Origin of the sequence: Bradyrhizobium sp. AZCC 2289, from assembly GCF_036924615.1 — a bacterium.
In the GTDB taxonomy this organism is placed as follows: Bacteria; Pseudomonadota; Alphaproteobacteria; order Rhizobiales; family Xanthobacteraceae; genus Bradyrhizobium.
The window spans coordinates 2,715,237-2,734,053 of sequence record NZ_JAZHRY010000001.1; the positions used below are offsets into that span (position 1 = coordinate 2,715,237).

The 18,817-nt window shown below is 58.5% G+C and carries 18 protein-coding genes and 2 pseudogenes; 7 read left to right on the forward strand and 13 right to left on the reverse strand.

What is annotated here, in order from left to right:
• Positions 1-78: 78 nt before the first annotated feature.
• From V1289_RS13205 to V1289_RS13220, 4 genes are read right to left on the reverse strand one after another with little or no spacing between them, the layout of a single operon-like run.
• The gene (locus tag V1289_RS13205; RefSeq protein WP_309177861.1) at positions 79-699 is read right to left on the reverse strand and encodes a glutathione S-transferase family protein; all 621 of its coding nucleotides are present in this window, start codon (positions 697-699) and stop codon (positions 79-81) included.
• Positions 700-1,506 (reverse strand): SDR family NAD(P)-dependent oxidoreductase, encoded by an 807-nt coding sequence (locus tag V1289_RS13210; protein ID WP_334397356.1) that lies wholly within the window; start codon positions 1,504-1,506, stop codon positions 700-702.
• Between the two features lie 51 nt (positions 1,507-1,557).
• On the reverse strand, positions 1,558-2,265 hold the full coding sequence (locus V1289_RS13215) for a glutathione S-transferase family protein (RefSeq protein ID WP_334397357.1): 708 nt from the start codon (positions 2,263-2,265) through the stop codon (positions 1,558-1,560).
• Positions 2,262-3,254, reverse strand: a complete 993-nt coding sequence (locus tag V1289_RS13220) for a DMT family transporter (protein WP_334397358.1) — start codon at positions 3,252-3,254, stop codon at positions 2,262-2,264. The genes V1289_RS13215 and V1289_RS13220 overlap by 4 nt, the downstream gene beginning before the upstream one ends.
• A gap of 182 nt (positions 3,255-3,436) precedes the next feature.
• Between V1289_RS13220 and V1289_RS13225 the strand changes: the two are divergent.
• A pseudogene (locus tag V1289_RS13225) lies at positions 3,437-4,140 on the forward strand (glutathione binding-like protein).
• A 354-nt stretch (positions 4,141-4,494) separates the two neighbouring features.
• Positions 4,495-5,199, forward strand: a complete 705-nt coding sequence (locus tag V1289_RS13230) for a TetR/AcrR family transcriptional regulator (protein ID WP_334397359.1) — start codon at positions 4,495-4,497, stop codon at positions 5,197-5,199.
• Between the two features lie 61 nt (positions 5,200-5,260).
• On the opposite strand, the gene V1289_RS13235 is transcribed toward V1289_RS13230, so the two are convergent.
• Positions 5,261-6,766: an amidase gene (locus tag V1289_RS13235; RefSeq protein WP_334397360.1), complete on the reverse strand. Its 1,506-nt coding sequence runs from the start codon at positions 6,764-6,766 to the stop codon at positions 5,261-5,263.
• Between the two features lie 229 nt (positions 6,767-6,995).
• On the opposite strand from V1289_RS13235, the gene V1289_RS13240 reads away from it, so the two are divergent.
• Complete coding sequence (locus V1289_RS13240; RefSeq protein ID WP_334397361.1) at positions 6,996-7,814, forward strand: hypothetical protein; 819 nt, start codon at positions 6,996-6,998, stop codon at positions 7,812-7,814.
• 66 nt (positions 7,815-7,880) lie between these two features.
• Here the strand turns inward: V1289_RS13240 and V1289_RS13245 are convergent, their stop codons facing one another.
• A complete protein-coding gene (locus V1289_RS13245; protein ID WP_309177870.1) occupies positions 7,881-8,252 on the reverse strand; it encodes a hypothetical protein in 372 nt (123 codons plus the stop codon).
• A gap of 60 nt (positions 8,253-8,312) precedes the next feature.
• The gene (locus tag V1289_RS13250; protein WP_334397362.1) at positions 8,313-8,870 is read right to left on the reverse strand and encodes a TetR/AcrR family transcriptional regulator; all 558 of its coding nucleotides are present in this window, start codon (positions 8,868-8,870) and stop codon (positions 8,313-8,315) included.
• Positions 8,871-9,234: 364 nt separating this feature from the next.
• On the opposite strand from V1289_RS13250, the gene V1289_RS13255 reads away from it, so the two are divergent.
• The 3 genes from V1289_RS13255 (at position 9,235) to V1289_RS13265 (ending at position 13,935) form a co-directional block, all read left to right on the forward strand.
• Positions 9,235-10,740 carry an amidohydrolase gene (locus V1289_RS13255; protein WP_334397363.1) on the forward strand — a complete coding sequence of 502 codons (1,506 nt, stop codon included), beginning with the start codon at positions 9,235-9,237 and terminating at the stop codon, positions 10,738-10,740.
• A gap of 228 nt (positions 10,741-10,968) precedes the next feature.
• Positions 10,969-11,673, forward strand: coding sequence for a DUF1223 domain-containing protein (locus V1289_RS13260; RefSeq protein WP_334397364.1), 705 nt, complete (start codon positions 10,969-10,971; stop codon positions 11,671-11,673).
• Between the two features lie 138 nt (positions 11,674-11,811).
• The gene (locus V1289_RS13265; protein ID WP_334397365.1) at positions 11,812-13,935 is read left to right on the forward strand and encodes a protein-disulfide reductase DsbD family protein; all 2,124 of its coding nucleotides are present in this window, start codon (positions 11,812-11,814) and stop codon (positions 13,933-13,935) included.
• A 63-nt stretch (positions 13,936-13,998) separates the two neighbouring features.
• Here the strand turns inward: V1289_RS13265 and V1289_RS13270 are convergent, their stop codons facing one another.
• The 5 genes from V1289_RS13270 to V1289_RS13290 form a co-directional block, all read right to left on the reverse strand.
• Entirely contained in the window at positions 13,999-14,472 is a 474-nt protein-coding gene (locus tag V1289_RS13270; protein WP_334397366.1) for a DUF302 domain-containing protein, read from the reverse strand.
• 32 nt (positions 14,473-14,504) lie between these two features.
• Positions 14,505-15,227, reverse strand: a complete 723-nt coding sequence (locus V1289_RS13275; protein WP_334397367.1) for a cytochrome c biogenesis CcdA family protein — start codon at positions 15,225-15,227, stop codon at positions 14,505-14,507.
• Between the two features lie 7 nt (positions 15,228-15,234).
• Positions 15,235-15,627, reverse strand: coding sequence for a thioredoxin family protein (locus V1289_RS13280; RefSeq protein WP_442895994.1), 393 nt, complete (start codon positions 15,625-15,627; stop codon positions 15,235-15,237).
• Positions 15,628-16,023: 396 nt separating this feature from the next.
• Complete coding sequence (locus tag V1289_RS13285; protein ID WP_334407441.1) at positions 16,024-17,025, reverse strand: sensor histidine kinase; 1,002 nt, start codon at positions 17,023-17,025, stop codon at positions 16,024-16,026.
• The gene (locus V1289_RS13290) at positions 16,953-17,369 is read right to left on the reverse strand and encodes a hypothetical protein (protein ID WP_334408000.1); all 417 of its coding nucleotides are present in this window, start codon (positions 17,367-17,369) and stop codon (positions 16,953-16,955) included. The genes V1289_RS13285 and V1289_RS13290 overlap by 73 nt, the downstream gene beginning before the upstream one ends.
• A gap of 185 nt (positions 17,370-17,554) precedes the next feature.
• On the opposite strand from V1289_RS13290, the pseudogene V1289_RS13295 reads away from it, so the two are divergent.
• Positions 17,555-17,827, forward strand: a pseudogene (locus V1289_RS13295) (transposase); the annotation flags it as partial.
• Positions 17,828-18,253: 426 nt separating this feature from the next.
• On the opposite strand, the gene V1289_RS13300 reads toward V1289_RS13295, so the two are convergent.
• Complete coding sequence (locus V1289_RS13300; protein WP_334397368.1) at positions 18,254-18,808, reverse strand: sigma-70 family RNA polymerase sigma factor; 555 nt, start codon at positions 18,806-18,808, stop codon at positions 18,254-18,256.
• Positions 18,809-18,817 lie beyond the last annotated feature (9 nt).

Here is an 18,817-nt window from a genome sequence, read left to right on the forward strand (position 1 = left end):
TCCGCCGTGCAGCTTCGCGCAATCGTACGGCCATGAGGCGACCGCGTGGGCTATTTGACGGATAGATCCGGCTGCGTTTCAGCTCATTGGTGTCATAACGATCCGCCGAAAGGGCGATCGCTCTCTCATCAAATCATACCAATGCAATACGTTCGGCAGGTCAGGATGATGGATGTCGAGCGCATACCAGCGATGAACTGTCGCTGCGGCCGGAATATCGCCCATAGAAAAGGCATCGCCGGCCAGGAATGTACGGTCAGAGAGCCTGGCATCGAGTATCCGCAGAGCTGACAGAGACAGACTTTCGCCTTTCGAAATGACGGCCGCATCGCGCTGCGACGGCGGCGCCCTTATCAGGGCGATGAACAAAGGGCGCAGTGCGGGCCAGAACACAGTCGCTTGCCAGTCCATCCACCGCTCTGCGTCAAATCGCGTCGCGATATCGGCCGGGCAGAGCCGGCCATCGCTATGCTTTTGCGCGAGATATCTAACGATCACGTTCGATTCCCAAAGCTGAATATCGCCATCGTCGATGGTGGGGATGAGGCGGTTCGGATTCATGGAGATATACTGCGGGGTGTCGGTCACCCCGAAGTTGTTTCCGGCATCGATCCGTTCATAATCCAGACCGAGCTCGTGGCAACACCAGAGCACCTTCTGAACATTGATCGAATTAGTCCGGCCCCATATCCTGAGCATTCACAGCGCCGAATGATCGCGAACCGCCTCGCCGAGAGCTGGCTTGAGGTCAAGGAAACGCTTGTCGAGCGCCGCTGGATTCTCGCGGTTCAGGACTATCATTTTGGCGCGCGCTTCGCCGCCGCGAATGACCTCAAAGGCGTCTTCGTCAATGCCTGTAATAACGGCATCGGCAACCGCGGCGGCCGGTTCACGCGTGAAGCCCAACTCAGACCCGGCACTTGACGAGCTCATCATGGGCGTATCCGTCGCCCCCGGATAGACTGTCATGACATGCACGCCTTCGCCGTTCAGTTCGCGGCGGAGCGATTCGCCGAACTTCGCCAGCCCACCCTTGACCCCGGCGTAGGTGGCGTAGAATGGCGCGGCAACGAGCGCGATACCCGAGGTGATGTTGACAACGAGACCATTGGTGCTTGCCCGCAATTTTGGCAACGCCGCGCGCGTCAGCAGGATCGGTGCCACGAGGTCGACCTCGACCATGGTCCGTATCTCGGCTTCGGTTGTATCCTCCAGCCGGCCGGCCCTGACTCCGCCCGCGTTGTTGACCAGGACGTCGAGACCGCCGAGCTTCTCCAGCGCAAATTTGAGCGTCGTTTCCCGGCCCTTCTCCGTGCTGACGTCTGCGGCAACGTAGTCAACCCGCCCACCGCCTGCGCGAAGCCGTTCGGCCGCGCTGCTTAGAACGTCCGGTCGCCGGCCGGTTATGACAATCTGAGCGCCTTTGGCCAACATGGCTTCGGCAATCGCAAACCCGATGCCACTGGATCCTCCTGTGATGAGCGCCCGTTTTCCCTGAAGATTCATCCTTGAACTCGCTTGATGCTGTGAACGTTTATTGAGGCCTGAACCGAAAGATCAACTTGCCGCCTTGGCGTAATTCGACGGGAACAGCGCGCGTCGTGTCTCTTCGTCCATCTCTTTCTTGAAGGCATGGTCCTTCCCGACCGCACGAGCTTTCGCCACTGCTGGCCGTGAATCGATCGCGCGGAACCAGCGCTTCAGATTCGGAAACGCCGTCAGCGGATCGGTGTCGCCAGGCAATACGCGCGGTGCCCGATCCAGCCAGCCCCATGCCGAAATGTCGCCGATCGAATACTCTTTCCCGATGATGAACTCTCGTCCCTTGAGATGCGTGTCGAGCACTTCATAATGACGTTCGATTTCACGGCGATAGCGGTTCACCGCATAGCCAAGCTTTTCCGGAGCAGCATGCTGGAAATGAACGGCTTGTCCCGAGAACGGCCCGATGCCGGTCGCGATGAAAAACAGCCATGACAGCAATTCCGGCCTGTCGGCCGCTGAACCGATCAGACGTCCCGTCTTGTCGCCGAGATAAAGCAGGATGGCGCCGGAATCGAATACCCGCGCTTCCTTGCCACCCGGCCCTTCGGTATCGACGATGGCCGGGACCTTGCCGTTCGGATTGATGGCGCGAAACGCCGGCGTATGCTGTTCGCCCTTGCTGGTGTCGACCGGGATCAACTGATAGGCTAGGCCGGTCTCTTCGAGCATCAGAGCGACTTTTGCCGGATTAGGTGTTGGATGGAAATAGAAACGGATCATGCGCTTTCTCCCGTTGCCTTGAGTGATGCTTTCGATTGAGGTGAAGAAGCAGCCAGCATTACGCCTATGGCGATAACGCAGACGGCGGTTGCGGATGGCAATGACGGAACCTCGCCGAGAGCCGGAATCGCGAGCACCGTGGCAGCGACCGGTACCAGCGCGACGATCGCGGCTGCGGCTCTAGGGCCAAGCGATGCGATGGCGCAGTTGAAAGCAAAAATTGCGACCACGCTCATCATGAAGCCCTGATAGAGCGACTGAAACAACAGCTCTCGACCGGACGCGTAGCGGAGATTCGAGAGGCTCAACCCGATGTAGATGGGCACATAAAACATGGCCGACCAAAAACAGATCAATGCCGCAGCCTGAAGTGGAGTCAGCCCGCTTCCGCGCAGGTGGAGCGTATAGGCGGCCCACATCGCCGCCGCGACAATGAGGGTCAGGACTCCGGCTGCATTTGGGCGACCTTCGGTCAACGCATAACCGTAAATCAGGACCAAGAGCCCGCCTGCAATCAGGATAAATCCGGATATTCGCAGCCTGCGCGGCAGTTCGCCAAGCATCGCCCATCCAATTGCTCCCGCAAAAATCGGCATCAATGCTGGAGTAATTGACGACGCCAGTGTCGCAGATGTGAGTTGAAGCCCGATACCGACGAGCAGAACGAAAGGCGCCCCCCACAGAGCGGCGAGTGCAATCCCTTGAGTCCATTCGCGCATCGGCAGCCGCGATGGACCAACCAGCAGCGTTGGCGTCAGCAGAATGGCCCCTTCGCCGAAGCGCAGCGCAGTCACATCCCAGACGTTGAGGGCCTGCCTGAAGCCGACACGCGTGACGACGAACCAGCCTGAGAGGATAGCGACCGACAGGCCGGCCCAGGCAAATCCCGGCGCAATCGTCCGCAAACTGGATCGGCTCGAACCCAAGGCAGGCTTTGTCATTTCGATCACAGTTGGATTCTTCGGATGACGATTGGCATTCGTCGACATTGGCAGAGACTGGATGATCCCGCTCTTTTCATTTTAGATCATTCGTTCTATATTGCATCATCGGAAGGTTCTGGCAACTGCACGCTTTTGTGACTGAAGGAAGCGCGGACGTTGCAGGCCAGCATCGGAACTCACGGCCACGATGAATCGATGGGCCGGCGCACATTCGGAAGGAGCCGCAAATGATTGAACTGTACTACTGGCCGACGCCGAACGGGCACAAGATCACGATGTTTCTTGAAGAGACCGGACTCGGCTATCGGATTCATCCGGTCGATATCAGTGCCGGCGATCAGTTCAAGCCAGAGTTCCTTGCGTTCTCGCCGAACAACAGGATGCCTGCAATCATCGATTCCAGCCCTGCCGACGGGGGCGAGCCGATAACCGTTTTCGAATCCGGCGCCGTTCTCGCCTATCTCGCAGAAAGACCGGGGGCTACCTACCGACCGATGTTCGCGGCCGCAAGACCGCCATGGAGTGGCTGTTCTGGCAAATGGGCGGCCTCGGCCCGATGGCCGGCCAGAACCATCACTTCGGTATTTATGCGCCGGACAAGATTCCCTACGCTATCAATCGATACGTCAACGAGACGAACCGCTTGTATGGCGTGCTCGATCGAAGGCTGAACGGGCGCGAATTCATCGCGGGTTCGGATTATACAATCGCGGATATGGCGGCCTATCCCTGGGTCGTGCCATGGAAACGGCAGCAGCAGAATCTGGACGATTTCCCAAATCTCCGCCGCTGGTTTGATGCCGTTCGTGCGCGGCCGGCTACGATCCGAGCCTACGCTGTGGGCGAGCCCTATTCAAATCGGCCCGCTGTCACCGAGGAAGGCAAGAAACTTCTGTTCGGACAGACCGCGGCGACATCGGCCACGCGATAGTTTTCTTCTGCCCTCGGGCGACAGCCGAAGGCTGGGATGTCGCTGCGTCAGGTAACCCGCCGGCTCCGTCAGTTCGATGGTGCGGCGGCTACACGATAAAGACGTCCGGTTCGGTCAAAATCTTCCACGGTCCAGGCACCACCGACGCCGCCAATCATCCATCGCAAAATGGCCCAAAGGTCCTGGTCCAGCACGTCGTTATCGATCGGTTCAAGTGCATCGACGACTGCGTTGATCTCGACGCCAGATGGGAACGGTTCGCCGCTGCGGCCGATGAAGATGAGCGTGTAGACAATTCCGGACGGGGCGCAAACGAAACCGGGCTCGGCAAGCCCTTTGTGATCGAGACCGAATATGCGGATAAAGAAATCGCGGAATTCGGGGTACCTGTGTATAACCGATGCGGTGAATGGAAAGGCGTTAAAGATTATGGCAAGGCCGCGAGAGTTTGACGAAGCAGCCGTGCTTGACGCGGCGATCCGGCAATTCTGGCTTCACGGTTATGAGGCCACCTCTGTGCGCGACCTGGCCGACGAGATGGGCATCGCCGGGGCTAGCCTGTATAATGCGTTCGGCGACAAGCGAGCCCTCTTCGAGCGCTCGCTCAATCGCTATCTCGACCAGACCTTCCGCGAGCGCATTCGCCGTCTTGAGCACAGCCTTCCCCCGCGGGATGCCATCGTCGCGTTCCTGCAGGAAATCATTAAGCGGTCCCTGAACGACAAACAGCGGCTTGGTTGCTTGCTGGTCAACTCTGCGCTCGAAATCGCGCCGCATGACGAGAAACTCCGGCAGATCGTGGCAACGTTCCTGAGCGAGGTCGAATCGTTTTTTCTTCGATGCGTCACCTCGGGCCAGCATGACGGGACCATTCCGCAGGCCCAATCGGCAGAGGACCTCGCCAGACTTCTTTCGGGTGTTTTACTTGGCATTCGCGTGCTTGCGCGTGCTCGACCTGACCGCAAGCTGCTGGAGGGTCTGGTGAGACCGGTGTTTGCGTTGCTCGACAACTCGGTTCCAACGAAACGCCCTCGCAAAGCAGGGCGAGTTGGTAGGTAGTTCGCCATTCCGGTTCATTACGCCCTGGGTTTCCGATTAACGGCACAGTGTGATCGCCCCATCACCGATAGCAGGCTTCCAACGCCGCGGCGGCGCGATAAAGCGTCATCTCATCGAGATGACGCGCAATCAGCATCGCGCCGATCGGGCGGCCATCCGATGTCTTGCCCACGGGAACGGAAATCGCGGGATGCCCGGTCACGCAGGTCGGCGCCGTGTTGGCGACCATCTCGAACGCGCGGCTGATGATCTCTTCGCGGCTCGCGTTCGGGCCCGGCAACGGTGTTGTCGCCATCGGCGTCGTCGGCATCAGCAACAGATCGACCTCACCGAGCGCCCTGTTGTAATCCGCCGTCAACAATCGATTGAGATTCTGCGCCTTGCCGTAATAGCGCCCCCGGTTGCGCGACGACATGTAGTGACCGGTCAGGATGCCGAGTTTCAACGTCTCTGATAGCTCGTCGGCGCGATCGCGCCAGCGCGCGTGGGCATCCAGCAGGCTTTCAAGAAATACACCCTTCATATTGGTGCCGTAAGCGTTACCGCGCATCATGAGATCGGTCGCGCCTTCGAGGAAAATCGGCGTCCAGATCGCCGCGCCCGCGGCATGGAGGGGCACTGAGATGTCACAGACATGCGCGCCGGTGTGGACCAGGCGCTCGGCCGCTTCACGCACGCGCTTGTCGACTTCGGCCTCCGCGCCCAGCAGGCCGAATCCTTCCGGCACCACCCCGATGCGCAGACCCGCGACGCCTTTCGCGAGCGCTTGCGTGTAAGGCTGCGCCGGTGCGCCGGATTGCCGTGGATCCAAGCCATCAGGGCCCGCCATGACCTCGAGCATCAGCGCGTTGTCGGCAACGGTGCGAGTGATGGGACCGGCGTGATCAACCGTCAGTTCGACGGCGAAGATGCCTGTATAGGGAACCAGCCCGTGCGTCGGCTTCAATCCGACCGCTCCGCAATAGGAGGCGGGAATCCGGATCGAGCCGCCTTGGTCGCCACCAGTCGCCATATCGACCAGATTTGCCATTACCAGAGCTGTCGAGCCCGACGATGAGCCGCCCGCGTTGTGACCCGGCACAATTGGATTCTCGACAACGCCGTTGGCTGACGTGTGACTGCCGCCGGAGGCGCAGTAGTACTCACAGACGGATTTGCCGAGAATATCCGCGCCTTCGTCGAGCATCCGCGACACGATAGTGGCGTCGATCTCCGGCACATAGCCTTCCAGAATCGACGCGCCGTTCATCATCGGAACACCGGCAACACAGACGTTGTCCTTGATTGCCACCCGCTTGCCGGTGAGCTTGCCGCGCCGCGCCCCTTGAATGCGGCTCTTCACCGCCCACGCGCCGTAGGGGTTGTATTCCGGCTGCGGGCGTACTCCAGGCGTCCGCGGATACTTCACTTCGGGCAACGGCGCGACCATGTCGTCGACGAGATCGTAGGCGTCGAGTTGACCCTGCATCAGGCCATGAAATGACACGGCATCGGCGTCACTCAGATTCAGGCCGAGTTCGCGCGCGGCCTGTTGCAATTCCCCTACGTTCGGACGACGGACCGTCATGAAGCCTCACATTGCCTTCCAATCGCCCGCTGCTTCACCAATGCCGTCTGATGCTTTTATACAGCCGCAACTCAGCCGCATAATTAGTTATACGAATGATCGATATCGGATTTTACTATTATGCAATGGCACTTGATCGAGGCTGAAGACAAGGTCATCAAGCTGATGGGATTGCGCGGTCTATCGATAGAATAATGAGGCGCGCTAAGAATGACCGTCGGAGGAAACGGTGCAAAGAAACGAAAGCGTTCCATCGATTCTCGAATCGGACGCGACGGGCAAGGTCGCCGAAATTTATGCCGATATTCGCCAAGTGCTCGGGACCAGCATCGTCAATCTGGTCTGGCGCAACCTGGCGACGATGCCGGATGCTCTTGAATGGACGTGGTCAACCGCAAAACCGCTTTATTTGGGGCCGGCCCCTGGATATGCCGAGGCAGTGCGACGCGCGATCGACCTTCCCGCGGTATCGTCCTTTTCCTCCGACACGCTCACCGCTGCCGGATTGAGCAATGACGATGTAGCGAAGATAAGAGATATCCTGGACAGCTACCAGTATTCCGACGCGCTTGCGCTTGTCGTGCTTTCCGCACTGGTCATGCATCTTGAACCGATCCAGCAGGAAACAGTTAGTCCCTTGGACGGCCCGCCCCGACCGCTCGCAGTGAAACTGCCGGAACTGCCGCCGATGCAATCACTGAAGCCTGAAGTGGTGCGTCTGATCGAAGAACTTAATGGTTTCGGCGAAGATGCGAACAAATCATTGATCGCTAGTATGTATCGGCACCTCGGTTATTGGCCGACGTACCTGTCTCTGGTAAGGACGATGCTTGTACCCTTCGAGGCCAACGGCCAACTACACGCGTTGACCCGGTCAACCCGTGCTCTGGCGCGGTCACATGGCCGCACGCTCGCTCAGCACCTCCGGCCATCCACCCCTCCAGACACACTGCAGCAGACGCTTGCCGCCGCTTTGTCGACCACCATCTATTTCGCGCATGACTGGAATCTGTTCGTTGATCCGCACGGCGATGGACGGAACGCGTGACCCTTAAGCTCGCCGCGACCGTGGTCAGCGAAGGTCGCATTGCGGGCTACTTCCGATCTTCGTCAGTCAGGTCGAACGCGGCTGACGAACGACGGCCGGACGACCGTAGCTTGACAGCAACCAGACCGCCAAGATCACCAGTCCCATAACTAAGAAGAATTCTCGTTTATCTCCGAGAATGGTCGGCAACACCAGCGCTGCTACCACAAGAACAGGTCCTACAAGCATTTCCACCAGCGCGTGGAGCCGAATCGGAATGATCTTGACGACCCCGAGCGGCATGTTCGTAAGAACAGTCATGACAAGATGAATAGCGGCAAGCGCGTATGAGACAAATGCGGCAAAGCCCGTGAGGCCAAGAATGCTTGGCGCCAGGGCAAAGATCGCGACAGTCAAATAGTCCAGTATCCCATGCACCGTATCGGAAATGACTTTCATGTTTTTTCTCCCTTTGACGAACTGTTGGAGCTCGGGCGTGCGGGTTCGTGACGGCTGCGCTTAGCTAATCGTTGCGAGCATTGTGGAACGAGCGCTCTTGATGTCGGCATCCGATAGGCCGGACTTCGCCAAAACCAACAAGCCTTGAACATTGGCGACAAGTTGCAGGGCAACCTGATCGATCTCGCGCCTCGAACGCTTCGCGCCGGCGCTCGAGGGCAAGGAGATCGCCTTCCTGAACAATGCCCGAAGAATCTCGACACCAGTTTTTAATCTGGCGACAACCTCCTTATCGTCCGCGCCGAGTTCCAGCGCGGTATTTCCGATCAGACAGCCGCGCCAACCCGTCGCATTGGCCTCCGGGCTTTTCGCAACGTCGAGAATTCCATCGATTAGCAACGCGACGGCGTTCCGGGGATCTCTCACATCCGAGATCAAGCCTTCAAGATGAGCGCGCACCGTCTCAAAATACAAATCGAGGATCTGCAGAAATACTTCTCGTTTGGAGCCGAACGCGTTGTAAAAGCTTGCGCGCCCGACACCCATCGAACCAAGCAATTCAGGCATGTTGGTCCCTTCGAAGCCCCGCTGCCAAAATGTCTTCAGCGCTTCCTTCAAAACATCGTCAGGATCAAACTCTTTGTTTCTCATATCTCATTCTAGACCATTTGGTCTATTTTGACAAGACTGTTCACGACACCACTTTTAAAGCCCGGAGCTTGAGCTTTTTCGGCTTTGCCGCTGGGATCGCAATCGTGGCGTCGCGATCACATCGAGTGACGTTCACGACTTCAGCTCCGGCGCTGAAATTGAATGACGCAATAGCCTTAGGCTATCGTGGTTGGTTGAGGAGCCATGTCGATGCGCGTGTCAGAATGTTTGCCCGTGAGAAGTTCGGCGGACATGAATCAGAATTGTTGCTTGTAACACCAAAACGTTGCATAGAATCCGCTTCATCCCGGTTCAATCTTCAAGGACAGACGTGGACAAGCACGCAATCGTCGTTCGCGGAGGGCTCGTCCTCGCGCCCGCGGGTAAATGCTCTCTGCAGGATTTGCTGATCGAAGATGGAAAAATTGTCGCGATCGACGCGCCCGGTTTTGGCGTTTCCGCCGATGCGGAAGTGGTGTCGGCCGCCGATCGGTTACTGATACCGGGCCTGATCAGTTCCCATACGCATTCGCATGGCGCGCTCAACCGCGGTGCCGTTGACGACAAGGTCTCGCTTGAAATGTTCCTCACCGGCGGAGCGTCCGGCGCCGAGTCGCGTGGTGTGAAGGACAAGTACCTTAGCACGGCCCTTTCCGCAGCGGAGATGATCCGCAAGGGCTGCACTGCCTGCTACGATCTCTCCGCCGAGTTCCCGCTTCCCTCGGTCGAGGGAATTTCCGCTATGGCGCGTGCCTACCGCGACGCGGGCATGCGAGCCGTCGTGGCGCCAATGATCGCCGACAAGACTATCTACGAGGCGCTGCCCGGGCTCTTGGAGGCGCTGCCCAACGACATCCGCTCAAGATATGCGAGTCTCAGTTCCGCGCCAGGTACGGCGACGATCGACGCATGCGCTCAGATTTTGACAAATTGGGATTTCGACCGGCGTTGGATCAGGCCGGCTCTCGGCCCGTCCATTCCGCTGCACTGCTCGGACGAATTCCTGACCGAATGCGCACGTCTGGCAAGCGAATACGGCGTGCCGCTCCAGACCCATCTCGCCGAGTCGCGCGCGCAAGCGTTTCTGGGACAGGCTCGATACGCCAAGAGTCTGGTGGAACATTTGGAGGACCTTGATTTCCTCTCGGAGCGCCTCAGCGTGGCCCACGCGATCTGGCTCGACGACGACGATATCGAGCGATTGGCGCAACGAGGCGTTCGTGTGGCCCATAATCCGTGCAGCAATCTGCGACTGGGATCAGGGGTGGCGCCCGTTCGCAAAATGATCGAAAACGGCATTGTGGTGGGCATTGGAACGGACGCCAGCAGCACCTCCGACGGCCAGAACATGTTCGAGGCGACGCGGCTCGCGTCATATCTTTCCCGCATTGATGGCTTCGAAACAGAAAAATGGTTGTCAGCAAGTGACGCTCTGCACCTCGCTACGGAAGGGTCAGCAAAAGTTCTTGGATTTGAGAGGATCGGCAGATTGGCGGTCGGATATGAAGCGGACATCGTGTTCTTGCGACTGGACAGTCCCCACTTCGTCCCGCTGCGCGCCCCGTTGATTCAGATGGTATTCGCAGAGACCGGCTCATCTGTCCACACCGTGATGATCGGCGGTCGCATCGTGTTTCATGACGGCAAGCTCCTGACTCTCGACGAAGGCCTGCTGCGACGAGATGCGCAGGAGGCCGCGTTGAGGCTGGATCCCGCAAACGACGTTGCGCTGGCGGGAGCAGCGTCTGTTGCAAGATTTGTAGGGATGTTCTGCGCGGCTCAGGGGTGCACGGGTCACCCTCTGCGACGGAATCTCGGCGTCGTCTGCGAATGCTAGAGGCACGGTATTTTCAAGATTTCGTGTGAAGACAGCCGTGTTGTTCGTTGCGCACCCGCAGAGCGCGCCCCGATAGCCCTCTAGACACGCTAATTCAGGCAATTCGACCGAAATCTACGCTAATCGAACCCGTTGCTCTTGCTCAAGGGACATTCGCGACCACAATCAAAGCGTAACAAAGCGGTCCGCGATTGCGAATACGGATGAACCCAACACAGGAGGATTGCCATGCTGTCGCGTCTAATCACTTCACTCGGCCTCATCGCGGGTTTGTATCCTGCCGGCGCCATTGCCGCAGAACGGCCTGTCGTCGTGGAGCTGTACACCTCGCAAGGATGCTCATCCTGCCCACCGGCGAACGCTTACCTAAACGAACTATCAAGGGATCGGCGAGACGTCTTGGCGCTCGCCTTCCACGTCACTTATTGGGACCGTCTGGGATGGAAGGACCCGTATTCGCTGCAAGCCGCTACGCAGCGCCAGGACCAATATGGCCACCGCTTTGGCGATGGATCTTATACGCCGGAGATCGTCGTCGATGGCGCTGCCGGGCTGGTCGGCTCGCACCGCCGCGATGTCGGATCAGCCATCGAAAAGGCGAAACGCGAAAGTCGCACCGCCGCGGCGGTTAGCGTCAGGAAGAACGGCGGGGAGCGGGTTTCCATACAGGTCGGCTCCGGCAGCGGCTCCGGCAAGATCCTTCTGATCGGCTTTGATCACGACCATACGACAGCGATTGGCCGCGGAGAAAACGGCGGTAGGACATTGGAAGAGGCGAACATCGTCAGATCGATCCGATCGGTTGGGGAATGGTCGGGAGCCGCGCTCCAGATCAACGAGCGGTTTCCTGAAGGGCAGGACGCCGCTGTTGTGCTCGAAGCGCCTGATGGCCAGATCATTGGAGCTTCCCGACTGACGGACGGCTCTACCTGATCACCTGACGTTTTCCCCATTGGTCTACGAGCCGGCTGCCTCGATCGCAAACGTGAAAATTCGAACGCGCTTGCTGGAGGCTACCGGCCGTCACCCGACGGCATCGTAGACTGACATCGATACTGTCCTGGATGCATCATGGTTCTCGCTCACCTCCGTGCTCTCGTTGTGCTGTCGGTCGGCTTATTAATGTGGACCGGCAGCGCCCGTGCAGCGGCCACCGATTGGGCGGGCGACGGTCACGCGGCGGTGCGCATAATCACCGCGACGGATAATATCGCTAGCGCTTCAACGCTCGAGGCGGGTTTGGAATTTCGCTTTGCCAAGGGATGGCACGGTTATTGGCGCACCCCGGGAGACGCGGGCGTCTCACCAATGGTCGACTGGTCCGGTTCAGAAAATATTTCGGGCAACGAAATTTCCTGGCCCGCTCCACATCGTCTCGTCATCGATGACTTGCAGAGCAGCGTCTACGAGAACGACGTGGTTCTTCCGGTCAAACTATATCTGAAGCAAGCTCACACTCCTGTCCGGATCAAAGCGTCCATCACGTATGCCGCCTGTTCGGATATATGCGTGCCGTTTCAGGCTGAACTCACTCTGCCGTTGCCGACCGGAGCCGAGGGGACTTCCACGGAGTCCGCCTTGATCAATTCGGCTCGAAAAGGAGTACCAGGTTCAGCGGAGTCCGCAGGTATAGACGTCATCGGCACTCGCTTTGCGGGCACAGCATCAGGTCCAGCCCTCGTGGTTGACCTTCAGAGCAACGCCGGGGCTTTTGTCCGGCCTGACCTTTTTGTGGAGGGCGCCGGGAATGGAATTCCGCCGGCGCCGAAGGTCGAACTGCAGGACGCCGGTAAGACTGCCCGTCTGACCGTTCGACTTCCTGCGTTGCCACCGCCTGACCGTCTTTTGACATTGACACTAATCGACGAAAACCGGGCCGCCGAATTCAAGGTGCCCGCCGGCGAGGCGATCACTGAGCATAGTTCGGTATTTCTCGCCGCCCTGCTTTCGGCTTTGCTCGGAGGCCTCATCCTCAATCTTATGCCTTGCATGCTTCCAGTGCTTTCGATCAAGCTTTTTGCATTTACTCGACAAGCGGGCGGCAGTTTGCGCGACGTTCGTCTCGGATCAGCCGCAACGGCTTCCGGCATCACGATTAGCTTCATGCTGCTGGCCGCTTCTCTGGTCGGACTAAAATGGTCCGGCGCAACGCTCGGCTGGGGCATACAGTTTCAGCAGCCTTGGTTCCTGGCGGGAATGGCGGTGCTGACGGTCTTATTCGCGGCGAGCTTCTTTGAATGGCTTCCGATCGGCTTGCCAAGTTCCATGATGACCTTCGCGTCCAACCGCTCCCGTGGGCCCATGCTCGAGGCCTTCCTCACGGGCATGTTCGCAACTTTGCTGGCCACTCCTTGCTCGGCGCCGTTCGTCGGAACGGCCGTCGGCTTCGCTTTGGCACGGGGGCCTTCCGAAATCTTTGCAATTTTCCTGTGTCTCGGCATCGGTATGGCCCTGCCCTATTGGATGGCCGCGCTGTTTCCTGGCTGCGTTCGGTGGCTTCCACGTCCGGGCCAGTGGATGCTCGTTATACGAAAATTTCTCGGCATCTTGCTGCTGGGAACTGCCGTCTGGCTGATCTTCGTGCTTTGGAGCATAGCGGGTGCGTGGACGGCAGGAATCACGACCGCTCTGCTGGCCTGCTTGCTAGGTTATCGAGCCTTGATCAGTGCTCCAGTCAAAGGCCAAATTGCCGCCCGTGCGTCGCGCTGGTCGGGATTGATCACTGCCGGCCTTGCAATCGTGCCCCTCGTCGTCAGTCTGTCCGCGGTTGCCCCAGTTTCGCAGCCGGCGGCTGACCGGGAGTGGCAGGTGTTTAATTCAGCTGCACTTCCCGGCCTCATCGCCGACGGCAACACGGTACTGGTGGATGTCACTGCCACATGGTGCTTGACCTGCAAGGTCAATGACTTGAGAGTGCTGGAGAACGCGGAGGTCCGTTCGCGGCTCCATCAGTCGCACGTCATAAGAATGCGCGCCGACTGGAGTCGGCCGAATCCATACATCGCAGATTATCTGCATCGCTTCGCACGATACGGCATTCCTCTCGACGTGGTCTACGGACCTGGACGGCCACGGGGCGAAGCTCTTCCCGAGTTGCTCACCACGAATGTCCTCTTGCATGCAATAGATCGAGCTTCAGTCCGAGACTACAGCCCCAAATCTGCCGATTCCGCCCGTTATTCCGGGTCACGATGATGCGCTGCTTGAATTCGCGGTCGGAGGTTTCCTCAACGGTTATTTAGGGCGTGAGGCTGAGGATTATTGAGTACTTCGATCGGTCACATTGGTCAGAAAGTTCTCAAGAGCTTTTGCTGCGTCGTCGGAGGCAGAAAGACCGTGGCGCGGGAACACATACTTCGCGCTGTATTCGCTCGTATTGTATGTGAGCCAGACTCTGTCCTGGTCGTCCTGCCAGACGAGCGCCTTCATCGGCAGGTCGATTGCCAGTGTTGCGCTCTTGGTCATTTGGAGCGTGCCCGCTTTGGGATTGCCGAATATGATCACCGTCCGCGGGCGCATATCCAGTCCGGCTTTTTTGGCAGCGGCCGTGTGATCGATCCGGCCAAAAACGACCCAGCCTCCGGTGGCCTGCGCATTGATCGCAGCCTCAAAATTATCGAGTGTTTCCTCAACGGAGTACTTGCTTGGTTTGGTGACAAGTCCATCGTCTGCAGACGCAGTAGCGGAATGCATAGCGAGGGCAATCGCCGCTACGATCGCAATCTTTGCCATCTTGAATGTCCTCTCGTGCCATCGCCCTCAAATCAAAAACGAGTCGTAATGTTCGTCAACCACTGCGGAGACAATTCAACGAGTCCAGTTTCGAGGGATCTGTCAAGACCGGTCACGATCAGCAGTCCGATCACGATCAGGAATAGCCCAAGGGCCTGTTTCATTGTTTTGCTGGTAGCCGACAGACCGCCACGCCAGCGCAACAAGAGTTGACGGGACACCGACCCAAACAGCATAAGCGGTAGCCCCGCTCCAAGACCGAAAATCAGCATCGTCAACGCCACGGCACCAAGATTTTTACCTTGCGCCGCCAAAACGGATGCTGCGCCAAGTGTCGGTCCCACACAGGGGCTCCATACCGCCCCAAGAAGGAGACCTACCCCGAACTGACCACTCAAACCCGATTTCGAAAAGCCACCGAAACGTTGATCTACCCAGTCACTCATGGGACCACCAACAAAGGCGACGCGGAGCTGAAATGAGGGCACAAGCAGGACGGTACCAATCAAGATCATCCCGATAGCCGCAATGTTTCGAAACCAGCTATCATCATACCCTAGCGTAAAGCCGATCGTGGCAACGAACAGGCCTATCGTGATAAAGGAGAGGGTGACTCCGCTCGCAAGCGCGACGGGACCCCACCTGTGCTCCGAAGCAGCCGCGCCCAGAACGATCGGCAGCAAGGGCAGCACGCACGGCGAGAGGATCGAGAGCACGCCAGCTAGAAACGCCAGTCCCAAGCTACCAATCGACATCAGAGCATCAACTCGTCTTGTCGAGCAACGCCGCAATCGAACTCGGGTTCGTATCTCCAACGGAGCGGCCTGTCTCCACGGAGCCCTTGAACGTGATCAGCGTGCTCTGCACTCGGGCTCCGAACGCCCTGACCGCATCTTTCTGGGAATCGAAGTCCACTCGAAAGACCGCCAGATTCTTGAACTTATCCTGGTTTTCAAGATCACTCAGGATCGGCGCTTGCGCCTTGCATGTCGGACACCACGTCGCATGAATTTCAACCAAAATGGGTTTTCCGGCAGCCTGGGCTGCTGCGAAAGACTTGGCATCGTAATTCAACTTATCTGCCGCGTGCGCTCCAAATGCGACTGCGGACATAACGACAGCGACTGATAGAACGGAAATCAGCTTCCTTTGCATTGCTAACACCTCCGGTATGTGGGCGCCCCTCGCTCATACTATTCGAGCGATAATGCCCAAACGTTACGATAGTCAAAAAAATAATCGTGAAAGGCTGCGACCGGAGGATACTGACTTTGACGGCAGAGCGGATCAACGGCAATGAGGAGTGTGTCTGGAACCGATAAACAAGGCACTGAGCCGCGAGCATTGCGAATAAGACGACCGCGCAACGTCCGCCATATCTGGGTTGCCGGCGGGAATAAGCCGACGACAACGCAAAGACGAATTCGTAGTCTCGCGCTGGATTTCGTCCCGGCGGCCTGCGACGCTTCATGTCCGCTCTTGAGTTCACAGCGGAAGCACTTCGGCCATCGCACGAGGTCCGAAAGGTGCCAAAGAGCGACATCGACTCGATCACGATCCGTCCGCTCGGGTGGCAGGGATCGTAAACTGAAAGAGAGCACCCTGCGGTTCGCACGGGATCGCCCACAGCCGTCCGCCGTGGGCTTCGATGATGGAGCGGCAGATAGATAGGCCCATGCCCATGCCCTCGGGCTTGGTCGTGTAGAATGGCTCGAACAGACGCGAGAGGCTCTCCGGGCTCAGCCCCGGGCCGGTGTCCCGAACCCCGACGCGCACGCCACCTTCGGACGGAACGGCATCGATGCTGATCTGTAATTCGCGCGCGCCTCCCCCACTACCACTCATGGCCTGAATGGCATTGACGATTAAGTTCAGCATCACTTGTTGCGGTTGGACCCGATCGCCTTGGACACGCGGCAACTGAGGCGCCAGTCGCGTGCTCACTGTGACGCCGGTTTTGACAGCTTCGCTGTAGGTCAGGGCTATCACCTCTACGATCGCCTCGTTGAAGTCCACGACCTCCGCCCGCGGCGCGTTCTGCTTTGTGAGATCACGCAAGCCACCAATGATGTGGGTGGCCCGGTCGGCGTGTTTGATGATGCGCTCGACAGAGCTTCTTGCTTCGTCGAGGTCCGGCGGCTGTCTCGCGAGCCACCGCAAGGCGCCACCTCCATCGATCACCACAGCGGCGAGCGGCTGCTTGAGTTCATGCGCGATAGAGGCTGTGAGTTGCCCGATTGTGGCGATGCGGTTCGCGTGCGCCAGCGCCATCTGCGCCTCGCGATATTGCCGCTCGCGGCGGGTGCTCTCTAAGGCAATGGTCGTCTGCGCAGCGAAGTCCGTAACCAAGTTAATCTGTCTGTCCGTGATCGGCTGCACCTGTTCGCGGTTGATCCCGAGCGCCCCAATTAGCTCGTCGTCCTTGAGCAACGGCACAAACAGGCACGTCCGAACGTCCGCCAATTCGACCAGAGCCACGACTAGAGGGTCGCGCCGAAGATAAGCCTCATGGGCTGCCAAGTCAGCAATGTGGACCGGCGACCCGCTTTCGATGAGTTGCGCGAGGGGATCCCCCCTTCGTGTATTGGATGTACGAGCCCTAACGGCCACCGCTCGGCATAAACTGGATTCGGTGGACCTCTTCGCGCAACGATCCGAAAGTCTTTTTCCTCGAAGAGGAGCAAACCGCCTAACGTGGCTCGGCAGAAGCGGGTGGCATTGATGAGGATCGTGTCGAAGATTGGCTGCAAGTCGTGGGGCGAGTTCGCAACGGCGCGCAGCACCTCCAAGATGGCCGTCTGTTGTTCAACGAGTTCGGTTACTTGCCTTTGCAGCTTGGAGCGGAACCGAACGAGGTGCCGCATGGCTCTTCCTCCCAGCAGGTCTTTCTCGTTCATGCGCAGCCGTTCGTCGGCTCTGCATAGAGAACAGCATCTTAACGGATCAGCCGCTATTCGCGATAGCTCCCATGGCGGTTTCAGCCAGAAGAATGCGACCGAATGTCCGAGGTCCGCTGTGGGTCCAGGCTGTGTGAAAGCCCGGTCGATGCTATGATTCTCTTGCTGAATCGGCGGGGGAAGCGATGCAGGGTTTCGTTCAAGGGGCGGATCGCCAGCAGACGACGCTGTTGCCGGAATGCCTCGATGATTCTGTCGACGAGGGCAATTCTATTCGCGCGGTCGATGTGTTCGTGGATGCGTTGGAACTGCGCGACCTCGCGTTCGATGGCGTTGATCCTGCAGCGACCGGTCGGCCGGCGTACCATCCTTCGCCGATGCTCAAGCTCTACATTTACGGCTATCTCAACCGGGTCCAATCGAGCCGGCGGCTGGAGCGCGAGGCCGGCCGCAATCTCAGCCGCGCATCAAAGAACAACGCCTGGCCAAGGTCCGCCTTGGCGTCGGTGTAAGGGTTGTCTTTCGGAAACGGGATCGACGACGGCGAAGGTATTTCTGTTTCAGCGCCTCGATCTGCGCGGTTTCGGCAGCCCCGACGCCCTGACTTGCCAGCAGGCTCACGAGCAAAATCAGGGCGACATTTCGAACCCTCAGGCGAATTTGTAACAACCGATCCATATCTCTCACCGCGATTTCTTTCCATCGCGAGCGACTACTGAGTATGCAGTAAATAGTCTGATAATTTTAACTCGATCGATCTAATACAATAAAAAAATGGATCGCTATTGCAAATGATTCGCCGCAAGCGACCGTTCGTGGCATGCGCGCCGATCACCAATTTTGATTAGCGCGCCTACGTTGCCGCCAAGCAGGCCTATCGTTTCTCAGATCTTGTCGCGATAGAGTGCCGCCAGCGATTTCAGGGCGCGATGCAGCGCCACGCGAACGGCTCCCTCGGACATGCCGAGGCGCTTCGCTGTTTGCGCTACACTCTCGCCTTGGACTGAAACGGACATCACAATGGATCGCTGGACATCTTTCAGGCTTGCGAGCATCCGCCGAACGCTATGACTTTCCGAATCCGCCTCCGGGTCGGTCGAAGCCAGCGTCTCGATAACGCTCTCGATGGGAATATCGATTCTCCGCCCGCGGCTGCGGAAGGCATCGATCACCTTGTTCCGAACGATCGCCGCCAGCCAGGGTCCGATCGGACGCGATTGATCCCAAGTGCCGCGTTTGAGGTGCATCGCCAATAGGACATTCTGGACGATGTCCTCAACTTCGGATCTCGAAATTCCGAGCTGCGAACAACGCTTTGCCGCGGTTCCCCGAAGGAATGGCGTGACCGATTCGAGAAATTGCCGGTAAGCGGAAGCGTCCCCGCCAATCGCCGCGCGCATCCATGCCGCCCATCGCTCCTCGCGCGAACCAAATTCCACGCGTGTTTC